At 52.0% G+C, this 20,067-nt stretch carries 17 protein-coding genes; 5 read left to right on the forward strand and 12 right to left on the reverse strand.

Annotated elements, in window-relative coordinates; all coding sequences use genetic code 11:
- Nucleotides 1-144 precede the first annotated feature (144 nt).
- The 4 genes from ACO0LM_RS08705 to ACO0LM_RS08720 form a co-directional block, all read right to left on the reverse strand.
- Nucleotides 145-1,632 (reverse strand): DUF4139 domain-containing protein, encoded by a 1,488-nt coding sequence (locus ACO0LM_RS08705; protein WP_423036171.1) that lies wholly within the window; start codon nt 1,630-1,632, stop codon nt 145-147.
- A gap of 62 nt (nt 1,633-1,694) precedes the next feature.
- On the reverse strand, nt 1,695-3,002 hold the full coding sequence (locus ACO0LM_RS08710) for a replication-associated recombination protein A (protein WP_423036173.1): 1,308 nt from the start codon (nt 3,000-3,002) through the stop codon (nt 1,695-1,697).
- The gene (gene lolA / locus ACO0LM_RS08715; protein WP_423036175.1) at nt 3,003-3,656 is read right to left on the reverse strand and encodes an outer membrane lipoprotein chaperone LolA; all 654 of its coding nucleotides are present in this window, start codon (nt 3,654-3,656) and stop codon (nt 3,003-3,005) included.
- Between the two features lie 70 nt (nt 3,657-3,726).
- Nucleotides 3,727-6,063 carry a DNA translocase FtsK gene (locus ACO0LM_RS08720; RefSeq protein ID WP_423036177.1) on the reverse strand — a complete coding sequence of 779 codons (2,337 nt, stop codon included), beginning with the start codon at nt 6,061-6,063 and terminating at the stop codon, nt 3,727-3,729.
- A 295-nt stretch (nt 6,064-6,358) separates the two neighbouring features.
- On the opposite strand from ACO0LM_RS08720, the gene trxB reads away from it, so the two are divergent.
- Together trxB and ACO0LM_RS08730 are read left to right on the forward strand one after the other, a co-directional pair.
- Entirely contained in the window at nt 6,359-7,315 is a 957-nt protein-coding gene (gene trxB / locus ACO0LM_RS08725) for a thioredoxin-disulfide reductase (protein ID WP_423036179.1), read from the forward strand.
- 26 nt (nt 7,316-7,341) lie between these two features.
- A complete protein-coding gene (locus ACO0LM_RS08730) occupies nt 7,342-7,977 on the forward strand; it encodes a Smr/MutS family protein (RefSeq protein ID WP_423036181.1) in 636 nt (211 codons plus the stop codon).
- 56 nt (nt 7,978-8,033) lie between these two features.
- Here ACO0LM_RS08730 and ACO0LM_RS08735 read toward each other — a convergent pair whose 3' ends face one another.
- From ACO0LM_RS08735 to ACO0LM_RS08745, 3 genes are all read right to left on the reverse strand, one after another.
- Entirely contained in the window at nt 8,034-9,125 is a 1,092-nt protein-coding gene (locus ACO0LM_RS08735; RefSeq protein ID WP_423036366.1) for an ABC transporter substrate-binding protein, read from the reverse strand.
- Between the two features lie 100 nt (nt 9,126-9,225).
- Complete coding sequence (locus ACO0LM_RS08740; protein WP_186946701.1) at nt 9,226-9,564, reverse strand: P-II family nitrogen regulator; 339 nt, start codon at nt 9,562-9,564, stop codon at nt 9,226-9,228.
- Between the two features lie 287 nt (nt 9,565-9,851).
- A complete protein-coding gene (locus ACO0LM_RS08745) occupies nt 9,852-11,477 on the reverse strand; it encodes an NAD+ synthase (RefSeq protein WP_423036183.1) in 1,626 nt (541 codons plus the stop codon).
- A gap of 26 nt (nt 11,478-11,503) precedes the next feature.
- Here ACO0LM_RS08745 and ACO0LM_RS08750 point away from each other — a divergent pair, with 26 nt between their 5' ends.
- Together ACO0LM_RS08750 and ACO0LM_RS08755 are read left to right on the forward strand one after the other, a co-directional pair.
- The gene (locus tag ACO0LM_RS08750; RefSeq protein ID WP_423036185.1) at nt 11,504-12,685 is read left to right on the forward strand and encodes a GNAT family N-acetyltransferase; all 1,182 of its coding nucleotides are present in this window, start codon (nt 11,504-11,506) and stop codon (nt 12,683-12,685) included.
- A 31-nt stretch (nt 12,686-12,716) separates the two neighbouring features.
- Nucleotides 12,717-13,772, forward strand: a complete 1,056-nt coding sequence (locus tag ACO0LM_RS08755) for a serine/threonine protein kinase (protein WP_423036187.1) — start codon at nt 12,717-12,719, stop codon at nt 13,770-13,772.
- A gap of 103 nt (nt 13,773-13,875) precedes the next feature.
- Here ACO0LM_RS08755 and ppa read toward each other — a convergent pair whose 3' ends face one another.
- The 5 genes from ppa to hemC all read right to left on the reverse strand — a co-directional run bounded on the left by ppa (nt 13,876) and on the right by hemC (nt 18,670).
- Complete coding sequence (ppa, locus tag ACO0LM_RS08760; protein WP_423036189.1) at nt 13,876-14,412, reverse strand: inorganic diphosphatase; 537 nt, start codon at nt 14,410-14,412, stop codon at nt 13,876-13,878.
- A 98-nt stretch (nt 14,413-14,510) separates the two neighbouring features.
- Nucleotides 14,511-15,707 (reverse strand): heme biosynthesis HemY N-terminal domain-containing protein, encoded by a 1,197-nt coding sequence (locus tag ACO0LM_RS08765; RefSeq protein ID WP_423036191.1) that lies wholly within the window; start codon nt 15,705-15,707, stop codon nt 14,511-14,513.
- A gap of 4 nt (nt 15,708-15,711) precedes the next feature.
- Nucleotides 15,712-16,863 (reverse strand): uroporphyrinogen-III C-methyltransferase, encoded by a 1,152-nt coding sequence (locus tag ACO0LM_RS08770; protein ID WP_423036192.1) that lies wholly within the window; start codon nt 16,861-16,863, stop codon nt 15,712-15,714.
- 29 nt (nt 16,864-16,892) lie between these two features.
- Nucleotides 16,893-17,711, reverse strand: coding sequence for a uroporphyrinogen-III synthase (locus ACO0LM_RS08775; protein WP_423036193.1), 819 nt, complete (start codon nt 17,709-17,711; stop codon nt 16,893-16,895).
- Nucleotides 17,712-17,746: 35 nt separating this feature from the next.
- The gene (hemC, locus tag ACO0LM_RS08780; protein WP_423036195.1) at nt 17,747-18,670 is read right to left on the reverse strand and encodes a hydroxymethylbilane synthase; all 924 of its coding nucleotides are present in this window, start codon (nt 18,668-18,670) and stop codon (nt 17,747-17,749) included.
- Between the two features lie 330 nt (nt 18,671-19,000).
- On the opposite strand from hemC, the gene trpS reads away from it, so the two are divergent.
- Complete coding sequence (gene trpS, locus ACO0LM_RS08785; RefSeq protein WP_423036197.1) at nt 19,001-20,020, forward strand: tryptophan--tRNA ligase; 1,020 nt, start codon at nt 19,001-19,003, stop codon at nt 20,018-20,020.
- Nucleotides 20,021-20,067 lie beyond the last annotated feature (47 nt).

Below are 20,067 nucleotides of genomic sequence, written 5' to 3' on the forward strand. Positions count from 1 at the left end.
TCATAAAATAAACCAGATTGCCTGTTTGTGGCAAACAAAACAAGCAAACAGGGTCCATTTCTGCCTTACCTAAAGACAGAAATGGACCCTGCGGAATCACAAAGAACAACAAAGAACCAGTATTGGTAACGGTTCAGTGGCAGATCAGTAACGAACGACGCTACGGTAGACCAGCTTGGTGCTGCCCTCGGCTGGTACGCTGATCTTCCAGACTGCGGCATTACTGGCAGCTTTGACATAAGGATGGCTGCTGCTCAGCACTTGCCAGTCACCTGGCATAGGCTCTTGTACAGTCACGACGACGGCTTCTTTCTTGGCATTTTTCAACACCAGCTCATAGGCGCTTTCAAATACATAATTGTATTTTCCCGTACCTGAGAGTTTTTTGAAATCTGTCTGCTTCTTGTCTGCTGTCACATCAAAAGCTTCACCCAGTTTCAGGCGTACTTTTTCATTCTTGGGTGTGTGATCAACACTGTCTTCACCGATGAACTGGGCGTTGCCCGATGCATCTTTTTTATACACGCGTACTATGCCTTTTGGCAGGGGCATACCCAGTTGCGAAGCTTCTTTATTATCGAATTCGACAAAGACGCCTATCTTCATTTTCTGACCCAGATCGCCATAGCTGCTTTGGTAGTAATAGTCATTACCGGTCAATAGTAATTCCTTGCGCGCTGGCACACCAGATGCGGTCAGCAAGGCCACCTGTTTGGTCTGGTTTTCTGCGATCGTGGTGGGTCTGTCCAGGGTATACAGGTGGTATTCAAACAAAGACTCTTCGGCCATAGCCTTCCTTGCCAGCATTGGCTTGGCGGTTTCCATTTTGACCGAGCTACCCGTTATTTCCACCCTTTGGCTTACCTGATTGACGTCACCGGCCACCAACTGTAGTTTGGCATTGCGGTAGGTGGTGCCGCTGGTATTGCCCAGTGTGACCCAGCCAGAGATATCCAGCTTGTCATCTGCAGGATTCAGTTCCACCACGTAATCAGCTTTCCATGACAGGCCACTGGTCAGGTAACTGAGTTCTACATCCTGCTGTTGTGCACCTGTGTTATCCAGCGCCATCACCAGGGTTGGCCGGTCACGCAGATTGGCTGGCACATCAGGGTAAATGATGCGCCCACCGGGCAGGCCGGTTTCTATGCGGTCACCTATCTTCAATACAATGCCGCTATTGGCAGACAGGACCTGTGCAGATTCGGTAGTCTCAACGCCTGTCGCCGGATTGGTGCGGACGATATTGACATTGCGACCCACATATTTTTCCAGCAGCTTTTGCGGGGTCAGCAAATCAAAATTAAAATTCTGCTCAACGACAGACAAACTACCGGGTGAAGTCAGGCTGCGCAGCAAGGCAGTTTCTGGACGCATCCTGGCACTGACATCACGAAACGCCAGCGCAGTTGCACCCCGCTTCAGTTGCAGCTTGCGCTGGTCTTTGACCAGGGCCAGGTTTTCATTGTAGATCGTGACGGCGACTTCTTTCTGGTCTGCCAGGGTACTGCGCTGCTCTTCTGTCTGGGCATACGCACTGCCCACCAGGGACAATAACAACAGGCTGGCAGCGAATGAGCGCACAGCAGTCGGGCTTACAACAGTTGGGCTTACAACGAATGGTTTATGCATGACAAATCCTTGATAAAAATTGTTGGCACAATGGATGTAGCTACGGACAGATGCAACGACCTCTACTTGGCCTGATCATCCAGGCTGCGCAGATAAGCAAGCTTTTCTGCAATCTTGATTTCCAGACCGCGTGGTACCGGGTGGTACCAGGATTCATTTTCCAAACCTTCGGGCAGATAGGTTTCGCCAGCGGCATACGCATCTGGTTCGTCATGCGCATAGCGATACAATTTGCCATAGCCCAGCTCTTTCATGAGCTTGGTAGGTGCATTGCGTAAATGTTCGGGCACCAGGCGTGACTTGTCTTTGGCAATCAGCGCACGCACGGCGTTGTAGGCGTTATAGACGGCATTCGATTTGGCAGCACAGGCCAGGTAAATCACGGCCTCTGCCAATGCCAGTTCGCCTTCGGGCGAGCCTAGTCTTTCATAGGTTTCTGCAGCATCCAGGCAAATGCGCAGTGCACGTGGATCAGCCAGACCAATATCTTCTGACGCCATGCGTACGATGCGCCTGGCCATGTAGCGTGGATCGGCACCACCATCTAGCATGCGTACCAGCCAGTACAAGGCAGCATCGGGGTTGGAACCACGCACCGATTTATGCAGGGCAGATATCTGGTCATAAAAAGCATCACCACCTTTATCAAAGCGGCGCAATGCATCACCCAGGCATTCGCCCAGCAAACCCTGGTCTACGGTATCCAGATGCTTGGCCACCGCTGCATGGGCAACGATGTCGAGATTGTTCAGTAATTTGCGGCCATCACCATCGGCGCTGGACACCAGGCTGGCCATTGCTTCTGGTGTCAGCGTCAGGCCATTCAGTTCACGCTCGCAGGCACGCAACACCATGGCAGACAGGTCTTCATCCGTCAGTGATTTCAATACATAGACTGAAGCACGTGACAGCAAGGCGCTATTGACTTCAAACGAAGGGTTTTCTGTAGTGGCACCGATGAAGGTGAACAGGCCACTTTCCACATGCGGCAGGAAGGCGTCTTGCTGGCTCTTGTTGAAGCGATGGACTTCATCGACAAACAGGATGGTTCTGCGATGTGAAGTCGCCTGCAATATCTGGGCACGTTCTACCGCTTCGCGGATGTCCTTGATGCCGGACAATACCGCCGACAGGGCGATGAATTCACACAGGAAAGCGTCTGCCATCAGGCGTGCCAGCGTGGTCTTGCCTACGCCTGGCGGGCCCCACAATATCATCGAATGTGGCTCACCCGACTGGAAAGCCACGCGCAGCGGCTTGCCCTCGCCCAGAATATGCTGCTGGCCGATGACGTCATCCAGCGTGGTCGGACGCATGCGTTCAGCCAGCGGTGCAGGTTTCTTGCGCGGATTGTTTTGCAGCGTATTCATTTACTGGCGAAATACGTCGGCACCGGCGGGTACAACAAACTTGAACTGATCAGGTTTCAGTGCCGGATTTTTTTCCAGGTTTTTCAAGGTCAACACAGAAAACTGGCCAAAGTTGTCACGCAATTCCAGCGCCACAGGCAAGCCATCTTTCATGCCTATGCCTATATGTTCAAACTGGGAATCCTTGGCCTTGGGTGTGGCTTCCAGCCATTCCAGCCCCTGCTTGTTACCGACTTCCTTGAAGCTGAAGTTTTTGTCCAGGTCGGCGGCACCAGCACTGCCAAACAGGATGGCGGCGGGACTGGAACCCAGGGCATTGCCCAGAGGACGTATGGTGACCTGATTCAAGTCCTTGTCGTAGATGTAGAGCTTGTCGCCATCGGCCTGCAAAATTTGTTCATACGGCTTGACGTAAGCCCAGACAAATTTGCCTGGCCGTGCGAAGATGAAATTGCCAGTGGCAGTTTTACTGATCTTGGGGCTTCCATCAACCATTTTGACTTGCTGCTGGGTAAATTCACCCTTGGCGCTTTTATTATTGCTGACAAATGCCTTGAACTGCTCAACCGCAGCAGTCGATGCTAAGGCAGGCATGATGGCAAATGCCATCGCAGCTACCGACAGTTTTGCCATCACACTAGTGTGTTTCTTCACTGAATATCCTATTCTGCTATGCCGTTACCATGCTGTTTTATTCTGTGCTTATTCTGTGCTTATTCTGTGCTTATTCTATATTCCCGGCCGGAACCAGAATTTCGCGGTTACCGTTAGACTGCATGGTAGATACGACACCACTTTGTTCCATTTGTTCCAGCAAACGGGCGGCGCGATTGTAACCGATACGTAAATGTCTTTGCACCAGCGAAATGGAGGCACGGCGGTTCTTGAGTACTATAGCTACCGCCTGATCATACAGGGCATCGGCTTCACCACCGCCAGCACCGGCACTTTCGCCGCCCACTTCACCGCCCTCTTCCAGCGTACCGCCTTCGAGTATGCCTTCGATGTAATTCGGCTCGCCCTGGGATTTTAAATATTCAACCACGCGATGTACTTCTTCATCTGACACAAAGGCACCATGCACACGAATAGGCAAGCCCGTGCCTGGTGGCATGTACAACATGTCACCCATACCAAGCAGGGCTTCGGCCCCCATCTGGTCAAGAATCGTGCGCGAATCGATCTTGCTGCTGACCTGGAAGGCGATACGGGTAGGAATATTCGCCTTGATCAGGCCGGTAATCACGTCCACCGATGGCCTTTGTGTTGCCAGGATCAGATGCAGACCGGCTGCGCGGGCTTTTTGTGCAATACGGGCAATCAGTTCTTCCACCTTCTTGCCAACCACCATCATCAGGTCTGCCAATTCATCGATGATGATGACGATGGTAGGCAGTTTTTCCAATGGTTCTGGCGCATCGGGCGTCAGGCTGAAGGGATTGGGGATATGCACTTCCTTGCGCGCGGCTTCCGCAATCTTGGTGTTATAGCCAGCCAGGTTACGCACACCCAGTTTTGACATCAGCTTGTAGCGGCGTTCCATCTCGCCCACCGCCCAGTTCAGGGCGTGGCCGGCCTGGCGCATGTCGGTCACCACTGGTGCCAGCAAATGCGGTATGCCTTCGTACACCGACATTTCCAGCATTTTTGGATCGATCAAAATCATGCGCACATCATTTGGATCTGACTTGTATAACAGCGACAGGATGGTGGCATTGATACCCACCGATTTACCGGAACCAGTCGTACCCGCCACCAGCAAATGCGGCATCTTGGCCAGGTCGGCGCAGATGGGGTGGCCGCCAATATCCTTGCCCAACGCTACAGTCAGGCTGGACGAACTGTCGTTGTACACTTTGGAACCCAGGATTTCTGTCAGGCGCACGATCTGGCGTTTGGGGTTGGGCAATTCCAGGCCCATGAAATTCTTGCCGGGTATGGTTTCGACCACCCGTATCGATGTCAGCGACAGGGAACGCGCCAGGTCACGTGCCAGATTGACGATCTGACTGCCCTTGACGCCGGTTGCCGGTTCAATTTCATAGCGGGTAACCACAGGGCCAGGGTAGGCGGCCACCACCTTGGCATCGACGCCAAAATCGGAGAGTTTTTTCTCTATCAAGCGACTGGTAAATTCCAGCGTCTGCACGCTGACGGTTTCCTGCACCGGTGGTGGTTCATCCAGCAAGGACAAAGGTGGCAGATTGGTATCTGGCAGCTCATTGAACAGGGATACCTGCTTTTCTTTTTCTACCCGTTCGGAACGCTGCACGGCCACCACTTGCGGTTCTATGCGTATCGGTTGTGCTTCAACGATCTTGGCCCGTTCTTGCACCACGACTTCTTCACGCTTGACTGCGGCAGTCTGACCGACGCGACGGTCTTCTGCATCCGCATGTTTGCTTTGCACAAAGACAAACGCAAACTCGATGCCGCTGCCTATGCGTTCGGCAATTGTCAGCCACGACACATGGAAATACAGGCTGATACCCAGCGCAATCATCAACAGCAGCAACAGGGTCGCCCCGGTAAAGCCTATGACGGCAAAGGCGGCATTGCCTATCAGCTCACCCAGCACTCCACCGGGTGCCAGCGGCAAGGCAACTTTCAGGCTGTGCATGCGCAGAAATTCCAGCCCCATGCTGCCAGCCAGCAGCAAGGCAAAGCCGATAGCTTCGGTCAGGATTTCAGGGAAACCGATTTCCGGTTCAGGTTCCGGGTTAAGCTTCACTCTTTGCGACAGCTTGTGGTACGACTTCCAGACCTGGCGGCAAGCACCAACACACCACCACCATGCAGAGACACCAAATACATAAAACAGCACGTCAGACAGCCATGCACCAAACTTGCCGGCGATATTGTGTACCTTGGGGATGTCGACGGACCTGGACCAGCCAGGATCACGGGTTGAATAGGTGGCCAGTATCAGCACCAGGCACACGCAAAACGCAGCCAGCGCAATCCACCTGGCTTCCATCAGCAACACGACAAAGCGGTTGGGTGGTGCTGCAGGTGCTGCGGTTTTACTGCTTCGCGTATAAGCTTCGTTACTTGTAGTCATAAAACGGGAAAAACCTCATCCAGACAGCTATCGAAAGCTGACAAGATAGCATGATAGCCTGTCTGCGCCAAACAAGTCGGCTGTAACAATTGAAACAAAGTTGTCCCTCCTGAACTACGCCATCTCCCTATGCTGCCTGACGACCCTGTCATGGATAGTCTATAATTTACACTTATCACAGAATAGCGATGCAAAATAGGCAAAAATACTTGAAATTAGCCTGAAAATCGCCATCTCACCAGCATATTAAACATCTAATCATCTACCTTTCGGTTAACTTTTTATCAGGTCTGCCATGTCCACACCAGCAATCGTACCAAAGCACGCTCATGTATTAATTCTTGGCTCTGGCCCCGCAGGCTATTCTGCTGCCGTGTATGCAGCCCGTGCCAACCTGAACCCGGTACTGATCACCGGGGTCGAGCAAGGCGGCCAACTGATGACCACCACGGACGTGGAAAACTGGCCTGCCGACCCCATGGGCGTGCAAGGCCCGGAACTGATGCAGCGTTTTCTGCAACATGCAGAACGCTTCAATACTGAAATCATTTTTGATTACATCCACACTGCCAAGCTGGATGAAAAACCGATACGTCTGATCGGTGACCAGGCCCAATACACCTGTGATTCATTGATCATCGCTACCGGCGCATCTGCCCAATACCTGGGTCTGCCTTCTGAGCAAGCCTTCATGGGCAAGGGTGTATCTGCCTGCGCTACCTGTGATGGCTTTTTCTATCGCGGCAAAGAAGTAGCCGTCGTTGGTGGTGGCAATACGGCGGTGGAAGAAGCCCTGTACCTGTCGAACATCGCCAGCAAGGTGACGGTGATTCATCGTCGCGACAAGTTCCGTGCCGAAGCCATCCTGATCGACCGTTTGATGGCCAAAGTGGCCGAAGGCAAGATCGAAGTCAAATGGAACCACACACTGGATGAAGTGGTTGGAGATGAATCTGGCGTGACCGGTATCAAGGTCAAGGCAGCCGATGACACGGTGACACCCATTACTGTGCACGGTGTTTTTATCGCGATTGGTCACAAGCCCAACACCAGTATTTTTGAAGGCCAGTTGGAAATGCATAACGGCTACATCAAGACCCGTACCGGCACTGAAGGCATGGCAACCGCCACCAATGTGCCTGGCGTGTTTGCGGCAGGTGATGTGCAGGATCATGTGTATCGCCAGGCCATCACCAGTGCCGGCACCGGTTGCATGGCAGCGCTGGATGCGCAGCGCTTTTTGGAAGAATAAGACCAGCCAGGTCAGGAAAGTATCAGATGTCGTCTTTTAAAAGCCTTGCTGATCTGAAGTCACTCAGTCAGCAATTAAAGCAGCAAGAAGAAAGCCGGCAACGTGCAGACGCAATACGCCTGGAACAGGAAAAGAAAGCCAAAGAAGAGGCAAACATTTTCCGTTCCAGCGTGGGCACAATAGCACCTTTGAAAATTGCTGCGAAACACAGCCCGATACCCACTCGCATCGCCCCCCTGCCCTTCCAGCACCTGGCAGATGAGCAGGCAGCATTGCAGGAATCGCTGTCGGATGAATTCGATGCCGATTCCCTGCTGGAAACCGATGAAAATCTCAGCTATACCCGTGCCGGGGTCGGCCAGGATGTCGTCAGGAAGCTCAGGAAAGGTCACTGGGCGATACAGGCCCAACTGGATCTGCACGGCCTGCGCCGCGACGAGGCCAGGGATAGCCTGGGAGAATTCTTGCGCAAGTGCATGCGCAATGGCACACGCTGCGTACGCATCATTCATGGCAAGGGTTTAGGATCAATCAATAAAGAACCCGTACTCAAGCAAAAAGTCAGGAACTGGCTGATACAGAAAGATGAAGTATTGGCGTTTAGCCAGGCGACTGCTGCAGATGGTGGTTCTGGTGCCCTGATCGTGTTACTGAAAGCCTGAAAGTGACAGCAGACATTGAGCTCGGAACCGGGCTCAATGTCTATGATTTGCTCAACTCAATTGTGGAACTTCTTGTCTTTCGTAATAACGGTCATATCAACATACTTTGAACCATTATGATTGGAAGATGAGAAGCTGACATCAAAGCCGCCCGTATCGTAGCTGGAGCGATTGATCGTTTCCAGCGCAGACAGCAGTTTTTCCCTCGTCAGTGCAGGCCCGGCGCGTTTCAAGCCTTCGACAAACACCTTGGCTGCGATATAGCCTTCAAAGCTGGAGAAGTTCAGAGTTTTGACACCTGCCTTGTCCAGGCTTTTGGTGTATTCGCCCACCAGCGGGATCGATCCCGACCATGGGAATGGCGTCACCTGGGAAATCACCACCCCTACACCATCCTTATCCAGCGCATCAGCCAGTGCCTGGCTACCCACGAAGGACACATTGTAGAACATGCCGGTGTACGACGCCTTGTGCATTTCCTTGATCAACGCACTGCTGGCTGCGTAGGTACTGATTTGTATGATGGCATCAGGGCGATTGGGCAATAACTTGGCAACTGCGGCGGCCACATCAGTGCTGTTTCTTTCCACAGTCGCCAGCTCGACAACGCGCAAATTTCTTTTCTTCATTGCCAGTTCAACACCGGCAAGACCTGCTTTGCCATAAGCATCATTCTGATAAAAGACAGCGATACTTTTTGTACCCAGGTTGGCGAGACGGTCTACCAGATATTCAGTCTCATCATAATAACTTGCCCGGATGTGGAAGATTTGCCGGTTGAACGGTTCCCGCAAGGATTGCGCGCCAGTGAAAGGGGCAAAGAAAGGGACTTTTGCTTGTGAAAAAATCGGCAAGGCAGCATTGCTGGTTGGTGTACCTACATAACCAAACAAGGCGAATACGCCGTCGTTTTCAATCAAGGCCTTGGTATTGGCAGCAGCGAGGTCCGCCTCATATTTATCATCCTTCTGGATGATTTCAATCTTGCGACCATACACACCGCCCGCCGCATTGACCTGATCAAAATAAACCCTTGCACCCAAGTTCAACTGTATGCCAAGTTGTGCCGCCGGCCCGGAAAACGCGGCAGACTGTCCCAATAAAATCTTCTTGTCTGTGACACCGGTTTCGGCATGGGCATGCGCCATCACCGTCAGCACCAGTGCCACGCCTGCTTTTGCCCTTGCTTTTGAAAAACCTGCAAATCCAAGTTTTATCAACCGCTTTACTGTATTCAACGTCTTCATATTAAACCGCATCAGATCCCGTCTCGCCAGTACGAATTCGTATCACTTGCTCAACATTTTGTACAAAAATTTTGCCGTCACCAATCTTGCCAGTGTGGGCTGCCTTGATAATCGCGTCTACAACATTGTCTGCAATATTATCATCGACGACGACTTCTACCTTGATCTTGGGCAGAAAATCGACGACGTATTCTGCGCCACGATACAGTTCTGTATGTCCCTTTTGACGACCAAAACCTTTTACCTCAACCACGGTCAGTCCTGTGACGCCAACGTCAGCCAGGGCTTCACGTACTTCGTCCAGTTTGAACGGTTTGATAATAGCGGTAATCTGTTTCATTTCCCTCTCCTTAGTTAATACGAATTAATTTATCGTGAGCTTAACAGTTGAACCAGCATACAGCAGGTAGCACGCGGCCCTGATCGCCGGGTTAGCGCCTTTCATTTCTGTTTCAAAGTTGCAATCCATTAGTGGACTGTAACAATTGAAAACAGAGTGCCTTCCGCTTGCGCGACGGCCATGGCTGCGTTGCAAATGCTCGCGATAGTTCACTATCGCTGTGCTTTGCGCCTTGCCCTGATCGCCGGGCAAGCACCTTTCACTTCTGTTTCAACTGTTACAGTCCACTAGTCTCTGAACTTCGAAGTAATAGGATAACGCCAGTCACGCCCAAAGGCGCGATGGGTAATCCTGATACCTATGGGCGCTTGACGCCGCTTGTATTCATTAATCTTGATCAGGCGCGTGATGCGCTCCACATCTTCTGTCTTGTATCCGGCTGCAACGATCTCTGCACGTGCCTTGTTTTCTTCCATATACATAGCCATGATGCCATCCAGGATGTCATACGGCGGCAGGGAATCCTGATCCTTTTGATCGGGTCGCAATTCAGCTGACGGTGCCCTGGTCAATATCCTTTCGGGTATCACGGCTGACAGGGTATTGCGATAAGCACACAGGCGATATACCAGAGTTTTGGCAATGTCCTTGATGACCGCAAAACCACCCGCCATATCACCATACAAAGTGCAGTAGCCAACCGCCATTTCACTCTTGTTACCCGTCGTCAAAACGATGGAGCCATATTTGTTCGACAAAGCCATCAACAAGGTGCCGCGTATCCTGGCCTGAATATTTTCTTCTGTCGTATCTTCTTTCAGTCCGGCAAATTCCTGACTGAGCGTAGAGCGGAAGGCATCAAAACAATCACTGATGGCAATCTCATCATAACGCACACCTGTGCGTGCCACCATGTCGCGCGAATCTATCCACGAGATATCTGCCGTATAAGGTGACGGCATCATGATGGCCCTGACCTTGTCCGCCCCCAGCGCATCCACGGCAATCGCCAGCACCAGGGCCGAATCCACACCACCCGACAAACCCAGCAAGACGCTGGGGAAGCCATTCTTGCCTACATAATCACGTACCCCCATCACCAGCGCCTGATAGACCTCAGCTTCGAGTGACAAAGCGGGTTCAATACGGGCCATGAGAGGCAAAGGCTGAGGCAGGGCACCATCAAATTCAATTACCTGCAAATCAGCTTGGCAATGTTTCAGTTGCGCGCATACCTGGCCTTGCGCATTCATGACAAAAGAATTGCCGTCAAAAATCAGTTCGTCCTGCCCGCCCACCAGGTTTGCATACACCAGTGACAGGCCTTGCGAAGTCACATTGCTGCGCATCACGTCGTAACGCTGATGCTGCTTGCCCACGTGATAGGGGGAACCATTAGGCACCAGCAAGACTTGCGCGCCAGCCTGTCTGGCCAGGGCAGGTGCATCAGGCAACCAGGTATCTTCACAGATATTGATGCCAAAGCAGATGCCTTTTACCTCAAATACACAAGCCTGAAGCGAGGATGAAAAATAGCGTTTTTCATCAAACACCATGTCATTCGGCAAATCGCGCTTGAAATAAACCGCTTTTACGACACCATCTTGCAGCACGGAAACTGCATTATACCGCCTGCCATCTGATTCCGCCGGATGCCCTACCAAAACAGCAAGTCCCGGAAATAGCGTAAGCTGCTTGCCAAGCGCTGTCATTGCTTGTGCAGTTTCAAGGTAAAACGCCTGCCGCAGCAACAAATCTTCAGGCGGATAACCGACCAGGGATAATTCTGGCGTCACAAGTATGTCTGCCCCCTGCTCTGCAGCGCGACGGGCATACTCTACAATCTGTGCAGCATTACCGGCAAGATCACCGACAACACTATTCATCTGGGCAATGGCAACTTTTACTGTCATAGTGGCAAATCTGTTTTAAATCGAAAATGAAATTTGAATCTATTGCACCGCATTATCGCATGCGCATCATTACTTCACTGTCTGACATAGCGCAGTTTCAATGGGATACGCTGATTGCCGCGCAATCACATCCCAATCCGTTTTTATCTTATGCATTTTTACATGCCTTGCATGAATCGGGTTCGGCATCCGCCCAAAGCGGCTGGCAAGCCCGTTTTATCACCCTGTGGGAAGGTGAGCAACTGATTGCTGCCCTACCCCTGTATGAAAAAGACCATTCCTACGGTGAGTATGTTTTCGACTGGGCCTGGGCCGAAGCGTATCAGCGCTATGGTTTTGTCTATTATCCCAAATTGCTGTCGGCAATACCATTTACCCCGGTCACCGGCAATCGCCTGCTGGCCTATACCCCAGAAGCGCAAGATACCCTGGTGGCAGCCCTGCAGGAACTGCAAAGCGCCGGTGAATTCTCATCCAGCCACCTGCTGTTCCTGCCGGAAGAACAGGCGCAGCGCTTGGGCCAGGCCGGTTACCTGTTACGCACGGGCGTGCAGTTTCATTGGGAAAACCACGACTACCGCTGCTTTGAAGATTTTCTGGAAGGACTGGACAAGAAGAAGCGCAAGAACATCCGCGCCGAACGCCGGAAAGTCAGCGACGCCGATATACAGTTTCAGCATATCAAGGGCAGCGCCATGCAAGAAGAAGACTGGCTATTCTTCAAGCGTTGCTATGACCACACTTACAGGGAGCATCACTCCACCCCATACCTGAACCTGGATTTTTTCTTGCGTATAGGCAAAACCATGCCTGAGCACATCCATTTGATTTTCGCATTGCGTTCAGGCAATAGAATTGCTGCTTCACTACTGATTCATGACCAGGACACGGTGTATGGCCGCTATTGGGGCTGTCTGGAGCATCATCCCTGTCTGCATTTTGAAACTGCCTATTACCAAGCTATAGAATTTTGCATACAGGAAAAAATTCGCATCTTTGAAGGCGGTGCTCAGGGTGAACACAAGATGGCACGCGGCTTTTTACCCACCAGGACCTGGTCGGCCCATCACTTGAGCCATCCGGATTTTGCGAATGCGGTGTCGGATTTCCTTAAAAGAGAAACTGGCGGGGTTGAGCTGTATTTCAACGAACTCAACGAACATTCCCCTTACAAATCTTCACAGTCTGGTACGGGTACCCCTACTTGAAATTTTACCTAGATCAGGGCATCCTGTGGCCATGCAAAATAATTTCATTTCCACACCGAACCTGCCCCCTGCTCCGTTACCGACCAAGCGTGTGGGCCGCTTTTATCTGAGCGAAAGAATAGGTATGGGATCCAATGGCGCTGTCTACCGTGGACACGATCCCGTCATTGACCGTGATGTTGCCATCAAAATATTTAGCGCAGGCAATAATGCGGCTGACAAGAAGCAGCGCGAGCAGCAGTTCATCAATGAAGCGCGTGCTGCCGGTCGCCTGTCCCATCCCAATATCGTGACGATTTTTGATGCCTCCAGCGAAGGCGGAAGCACCTTTATTGCGATGGAGTTCCTGCAGGGCAAAGATTTGCGGCATTTGTTGGCTGATGGCAGGGAGTTTGACATCATAGAAACCGCCAATATCATACAAAAAATCGCTGATGCGCTGGAATACGCCCATGGTAACGGCGTAATACACCGTGATATCAAGCCCGCCAACATCTTTGTCTTGCCAAGCCAGCAGCCCAAAGTCGTCGATTTTGGGATTGCCCGCGCCCCCAACCGTGTACTGGATGAAACCAGGGAACAGTCACATACCTTGTTCAACAACAACATTATGGGTACACCGAACTACATGTCGCCGGAACAGGCGAACGGCAAACAGGTCACGGCGTTGACAGATGTATACTCACTGGGGGCAGTGATGTATGAGATGCTGACCGGGCAAAAGCCTTTTCAGTCGCAAGATGTAGACAAATTATTGCAACAAATTGTAAGTAAGCCGCCCAAGAATCCGTCTGAAATTTGCGCAAATATTCCGGAATCCTTATCCAGAATCGTCATGAAAGCCATGCAAAAAGACCCTTCTGCGCGATATGAAAGTGCCGCCGAGATGTCGCTGGCGCTGGAAAAATTCCTGGATCGCGACAAAAAACTGAAGCGCAAACGCATGAAACAGGGAAGCAATAGCGATATCGATTTCGATAAGGCAAAAAGCAGCCACTCCAATTCCTGGCTGAGCTGGGTTGCCGTGGTTCTGGCCGGTCTGGCAGTGGCAGGTTATTTTCTGAATAAATCGCAGATGCTGCAGTAGATCATCGCCTGCATGCGGCGATGAAAAACCGGTCGCAGATAACCGTTGAAGACGAAAAAAAGGGGCGATCTGACATCACCCCTTTTTTTAAGCCACAAGCAAATTACGCATGGGACTTGTTGTAGCTTTCTACGCCAGCCATGATTTCTGCTTTGGCATCATCCGGACTACCCCAGCCTTCAATTTTCACCCATTTGCCTGGTTCCAGGTCTTTGTAATGCTCAAAGAAATGTTGGATTTGACGCAAGCGCAGATCATTCAGGTCTTCCGGTTGTTGCCAGTGTGTGTAGATAGGCAAAATCTTGTCTACTGGAACTGCCAGTACTTTGGCATCATCGCCGCCTTCATCCTTCATTTTCAGGACGCCAATTGCACGGCAACGTACCACCACACCAGGGATCAGTGGGAAAGGTGTGATCACCAATACATCTACCGGATCACCGTCACCAGCGATAGTGCGGGGAACATAACCATAGTTGCACGGATAATGCATGGCTGTGCCCATGAAACGATCAACGAAGATTGCGCCACTTTCCTTGTCCACTTCATACTTGACCGGATCACCGTTCATGGGGATTTCGATAATGACGTTGAAATCATTAGGCAGATCACGACCTGCCGGGACTTTATTCAAGCTCATGTTGCACTTTCTGTATAAGTATCAATAGAAGAAATTAATCTGGTGAGATTATATCGGCTTTCGACACACAATTGTGCATCGCAGCAGCAGGCGCTTGCCTACAGCATGGTGGCAATTGCACACTGACGATAATGGCTGGCAGCCTCTTCTGCCTGGCCAAGTGCCTCATGCAATTGCGCCAGTTTCAGATTGGCTTCACGCACCGTGCGCGGATCAACTGCATCCGACAGGGCCTGTTCCATATGTCGCTGTGCCTTACCCCATAATTTTTGTCTCAGACACAGTGTACCAAGTGTCAGTGCCAGTTCGGGGTCGGTGGGATGTTGCTCTGACCATTTTTCACAATGTTCAATTTGTGACAACAATGCGGCGGAGCCTTCTGAAGCAGCGGCGTCACGATAGGCGCGCATCAGGCGTTCATCCCAGTCTTCGCTCAGGGCTTTTTCGACAATGCCACGTGCATCATCAAACAAACCGTGGGAATTGAAGGCACTGGCAGCGACGAAGGCAACGAAGGCAGATTTGCGTTCTGCCTGGGGAATTTCAAACCATACCCGGCGTATCGATTCGGCATCATGCCCCTGGTTGGTCAGAAAATCTTCATAAGCCAGTTCACGCAGGCGTTGCGACAAGGCCGGGTGCAAGGCGCGATGCTTGTCCAGTGTGCGGACCAGCTTCAATACTTCCTGCCATTTCTGCGCTTGCTGATTGGCTTTCAATGCCCAACGCAATACCTGGATATGGCGCACGCCGCTGGAATTCAACTCCCGCACGGCTTCCAGCGCCTTGCCGGATTGATGCTGATCCACCAGCAATTCTGTCATGCTGACCAGACGTGCGACTTTAAAGTTATTGTCTGCCTCGATACCGGAGAACCAGGAATCACGCCGTTCAAACTGGCCCATGTGATGGGCAGCACGGGCACCGATCAGCGATGCCACGCTGGCATTTTCTGGCAATTCAGTGGCACGCATGGCAGCTTTTTCAGCATGACCAAAACGTCCTTCGAACAAGGCCTTCAAGGCTTCACGCAAGGCCTTGTTACTGTCTTTTTCACGCTTGTTCTGACGATACAGCGCGACCTTGCGCGGCATCTTGCGGGTAGTGACGATAGCCCGTATCACCAGGTACAGCAACACAAACAGCACCAGCACCAGGAACAGGAAAAAATTCAATGACAGGTCTATCCGGTAAGGCGGATAAAACAAAACCACGTTACCGGGGTTGTAGCGCGCACCGACAGCAAGACCTACGGCAAGCGCAAACAAAATCAGAAGCCGGATAAAAATTCGCATACTGTTAAGGCTTCACTTTATAGTTACGTACTGCGTTCAGACTTTCGGCCAGCGTCGGCATTTCTATCGACAGATTGCTGCCCTGCACCTGACGCAACAGGGCCTGCACGGTCTGGGTCTGTTTGGCACGGGTATCAAAATATTTGGCAATGGCATCCTGGGCAGCGATCATGTCGCTCCTGAAAATATTTTCATTGCGCGACAATAGTGCCAGACGCGCATTCAGCAATCTCAGCTTCAGGTTTTCACGCGCAAAATACGATTGTGTGGGACTCAGCAACAAGACGTCTGGTGTTTCTACATTCCGCACGCGTATCAGTTGTCGTACCTCATTCCACATCTCGCTGGAAAAACTCTGCCAGGCATCCTGCAGGCGCATGCTCCAGGTATTTTCTTCTATCTCTTCTGCCGGTTGCGTAACTGTTTTTGTACCCGGCAGCGATTTCGGCAAGGATTTTGGCAAGGATTTCGGCAATACGCGCAAAGGCGCTTTCGGCGGCGTCGCAGAGACCACGGATTTTTCATCTGCCCATAAAGGGATATGGTCTATCTGTGCAATCACGCTATCCAGACGCAGCGCCACACCGGGCAAATCCAATGCCGGCAGGGATTTCAGCCTTTCTATGTCTTTCGCAATTGCACGACGGATGGAGATAAATTGCGGTTTTTCCGATTTGGCCAGACGGCCATCGGCATTTTGCAAGGCGATCAAGGCGCCCTGTACATTGCCAGCCAGTTGCAATTGCTGACTGGCGGTCGCCAATACCTGCTCAATTTCGGCCAGCGCCCAGTCATCACGGTTCCTGGACAAGTCCTGATACAGCTGTTCAAGTGCCAGTTGCTGACTTTGTGCCTCGGATTGCTTGCCTTCCAGCAGAATCACCTTGGATTGAACTTCCTTGGTGGTTTCTTGCACATTGCGCGCCAGCACCTTGGTTTCACTGCTATTGGTATCGGCACTCAGCAGGCGGCGAGCGACTTCTTCACGCAGGCTGGCGATCTGGTTTTGCGATGACCACCAGTTAACCGCCAGCAGCACGGCTAACACGCCGGAAGCCAGATAAGCCGGATTCCCCCAGGCCATGGACTTGGGGTTTTCCTGTGAGGCAGGAATTATCGGCTGGCGAGCAGCTGGCTCGACAGGATTTGCCGTCATTGCGGCTTCAGAATTTGGTTGCTGTTCACTCATAGACGAGATTGTAACGCGACAAGCAGTTGTTCGTCGCCAGAAGCTGTTAAGGTAATAAATTGAAATCCCAGGGATTTCGCGGTTTCTTCAATGCGACTGTGCGGAACCAGCAGCACTTGCCGTTGCATTTTTGCCACGCCATCAGGCAAACCCAGTGCATCAACATCATGCAACAGATTGCGCAATGCCTCAGAACTAGTGACAACCCACTGGTTTTCCTGCTCCAGCAAGAGGCGCAATTGCTGCGTCCTGCCGGCATCCAGTTGCGGTGCCACCCGCCGGTAAGCAGCCAGTTGCCTGACTTCGATACCGCGTGCACGCAAAGCATCGGCCAATAATTCACGTCCGCTTTCACCACGGACAATCAAGACTTTTTTATCCTGCAAGGCGGCGCAGTCCAGTTCGTCCAGCAAGGTTTCGGAATCAGTCTTGAGTTGATTGCGGGGACGTATGATGGTCGCCGTCTGGTCATTCAAGCCATATTCTGCCAGACGCTGACGACTACCCTCGCCCATGACAGCAATCGGGATTTCTTTTGGATACTGGCTGACATGGCGAAAGAAAGCATCAATCGCATTCGGGCTGACAAAGGCCAGCAAGGCATACTCCTGCAAATGCGCGATTTCAGCGATCAAATGACTTTCGTCCGGCAAGGGCTGGATTTCCAGCAGGGGGAACAGTACACAATCCCGCCCCATAGCCTGCAAGCGACGCGCAAAGTCCTCTGCCTGGGCAGCGGGCCGGGTAATGATCACCGCCCTTCTGTCCCTGCCATCACTACCATTCCTGCTGCTAATGCGATCAATGTGATTCATATCGCCCATATTTTGCAAAATTTTTGCAGAAAGAATTATTCCGTGATCTGGGCTTTGCATACCGCCAGGATGCCTTCTGCATCCTGTGCCGACAGGGCGCGTGCCAGTTCCTGCCCCAGACTGAGCGCCTGGTCCGCATCACCGCGTGCTTCGGCACGTGCAATGCGGCTGCCGTCCGGCGTTGCCACCATGCCGCGAATGAACATCTTGCCCTGGCTGACGGTCGCAAACGCCGCCAGCGGGATTTGGCAACTGCCACCAAACGCCTTGGATACGGTACGTTCTGCAGTCACGGCCTGATCGGTTTCGAGATGGTTCAAGGCAGCCAGCATGGCTTGCAGCTCGGGCCGGTTATCCGGTATTTCTATCGCCATTGCGCCCTGGCCTGCGGCTGGCAGGCTTTGTTCCGGGTCCAGGCAGGCACGTATTCTTTCTGGCAAACCCAGACGTTTGAGGCCGGCTGCTGCCAGGATGATGGCTGCGTATTCGCCGCTATCCAGCTTGCGCAGACGGGTATCCAGATTGCCACGCAAGGGACGGATGACCAGATGCGGGAAACGGGCCGCAATCAGGGCCTGGCGTCGCAAGCTACTAGTACCTACTACCGCACCGGCAGGCAGGCTATCCAGATCGGCATAGTCATTTGAAACAAATGCGTCACGCGGGTCTTCGCGTTCCAGTATCGCGGCCAGGGCAAAGCCTGCCGGCAGATCCATGGGAACATCCTTGAGCGAATGGACGGCCAGGTCAGCACGGCCTTCGGCCATGGCGACTTCCAGTTCTTTCACAAACAAACCTTTGCCACCGACTTTTGACAGCGCCTTATCCAGAATCTGGTCGCCGCGTGTCGTCATTCCCAGTATTTCTACCTGCCAGTCGGGGTACAGTGCGATCAGGCGATCGCGCACATGTTCAGCCTGCCACATCGCCAGACGGCTCTCACGTGAGGCAATAATCAATTTTTTAACGCTTGAGCTGGTCAAAATAAGGCTACTTTCAACTATATAAAAACGAACCGCGATTTTATCATTTTGGGAAATGACTTTATAAGTAATTCAGATGACAAGATGATAGTTTTAAGTGAATTAAGGCAAAATATCGGATAGATCAAGCTGGGGAAGCCTGCAAATCTGGTCAAACTTGACACATCCAGCCTGAAAACGGCATCATAGCCATAGAACACGCCTTGATATCCGTCATGCCGCTCATAGCTCATAACGCAGCGGCATTTTTTACGTATACTCCAGGTTCTGTCAGCACTTTCACCGTATTACCCAACTGGATTTAGCATGCTCCCTGGTACCGAAAACAAAAAACACCTGATATTGACTGGCGATCGCCCTACCGGCCCCTTGCACCTCGGCCATTTTGTCGGCAGCCTGCGCAACCGCGTCAAATTCCAGCATCAGTATGAACAGTACATCATGCTGGCCGATGCCCAGGCATTGACCGACAATATGGAAAACCCGGCCAAGGTGCATGACAATGTCATGGAGGTGGCGCTTGATTACCTGGCCGTCGGCATAGACCCTGCCAAGTCGACGATACTGATACAGTCACAAATTCCTGAACTGACAGAACTGACCTTCTATTACCTGAACCTGGTCACCGTAGCCCGCCTGGAACGTAACCCCACCATCAAGCAAGAGATCGTCTTGCGCAATTTCGAGCGTGACATCCCTGCCGGCTTTTTGACCTACCCGGTCAGCCAGGCATCCGATATCACAGCCTTCAAGGCCAGCCTGGTACCAGTGGGTGAAGACCAGATACCGATGATAGAGCAGACCAATGAAATCGTGCGTCGCTTCAACCGTCTGGCAAATAAAGATATCCTGGTGGAATGCCAGGCTCTGGTGCCTGAAATTGGCCGCCTGCCCGGCGTCGATGGCAAGGCCAAGATGAGCAAGTCACTGGGCAATGTCATCAACCTCAGTTTCACGCCCGCCGAAATCAAGGCAGCAGTGCGCAATGTCTACACCGACCCGTTGCATCTGCGTGTGGCCGACCCTGGCCATCTGGAAGGCAATGTCGCCTTTATCTACCTGGATGCCTTCGACGAAGATAAAGCCGGCCTGCAGGAAATGAAAGACCATTACGTGCGGGGCGGCCTGGGTGACAGCATCGTCAAGGCGCGCCTGGAAGGTATCTTGCAGGATTTGCTGAAACCTATTCGCGAACGCCGCGAAGAATTTGCCAAAGACCGTGGTCAGGTTTTACAAATCCTGAAAGAAGGTACACGCAAGGCACGTGAAATCGCCGCGCAAACTACCGATGAAGTCAGGGCAGCCATCGGTTTGAAGCACTTCTGATCTGCGGGGGAATTCGAACCCCCGCCCCTGCCTCCTACCCCCAGTTA

The sequence above is a fragment of the Undibacterium sp. Di26W genome, from assembly GCF_049340265.1.
In the GTDB taxonomy this organism is placed as follows: domain Bacteria; phylum Pseudomonadota; class Gammaproteobacteria; order Burkholderiales; family Burkholderiaceae_D; genus Undibacterium.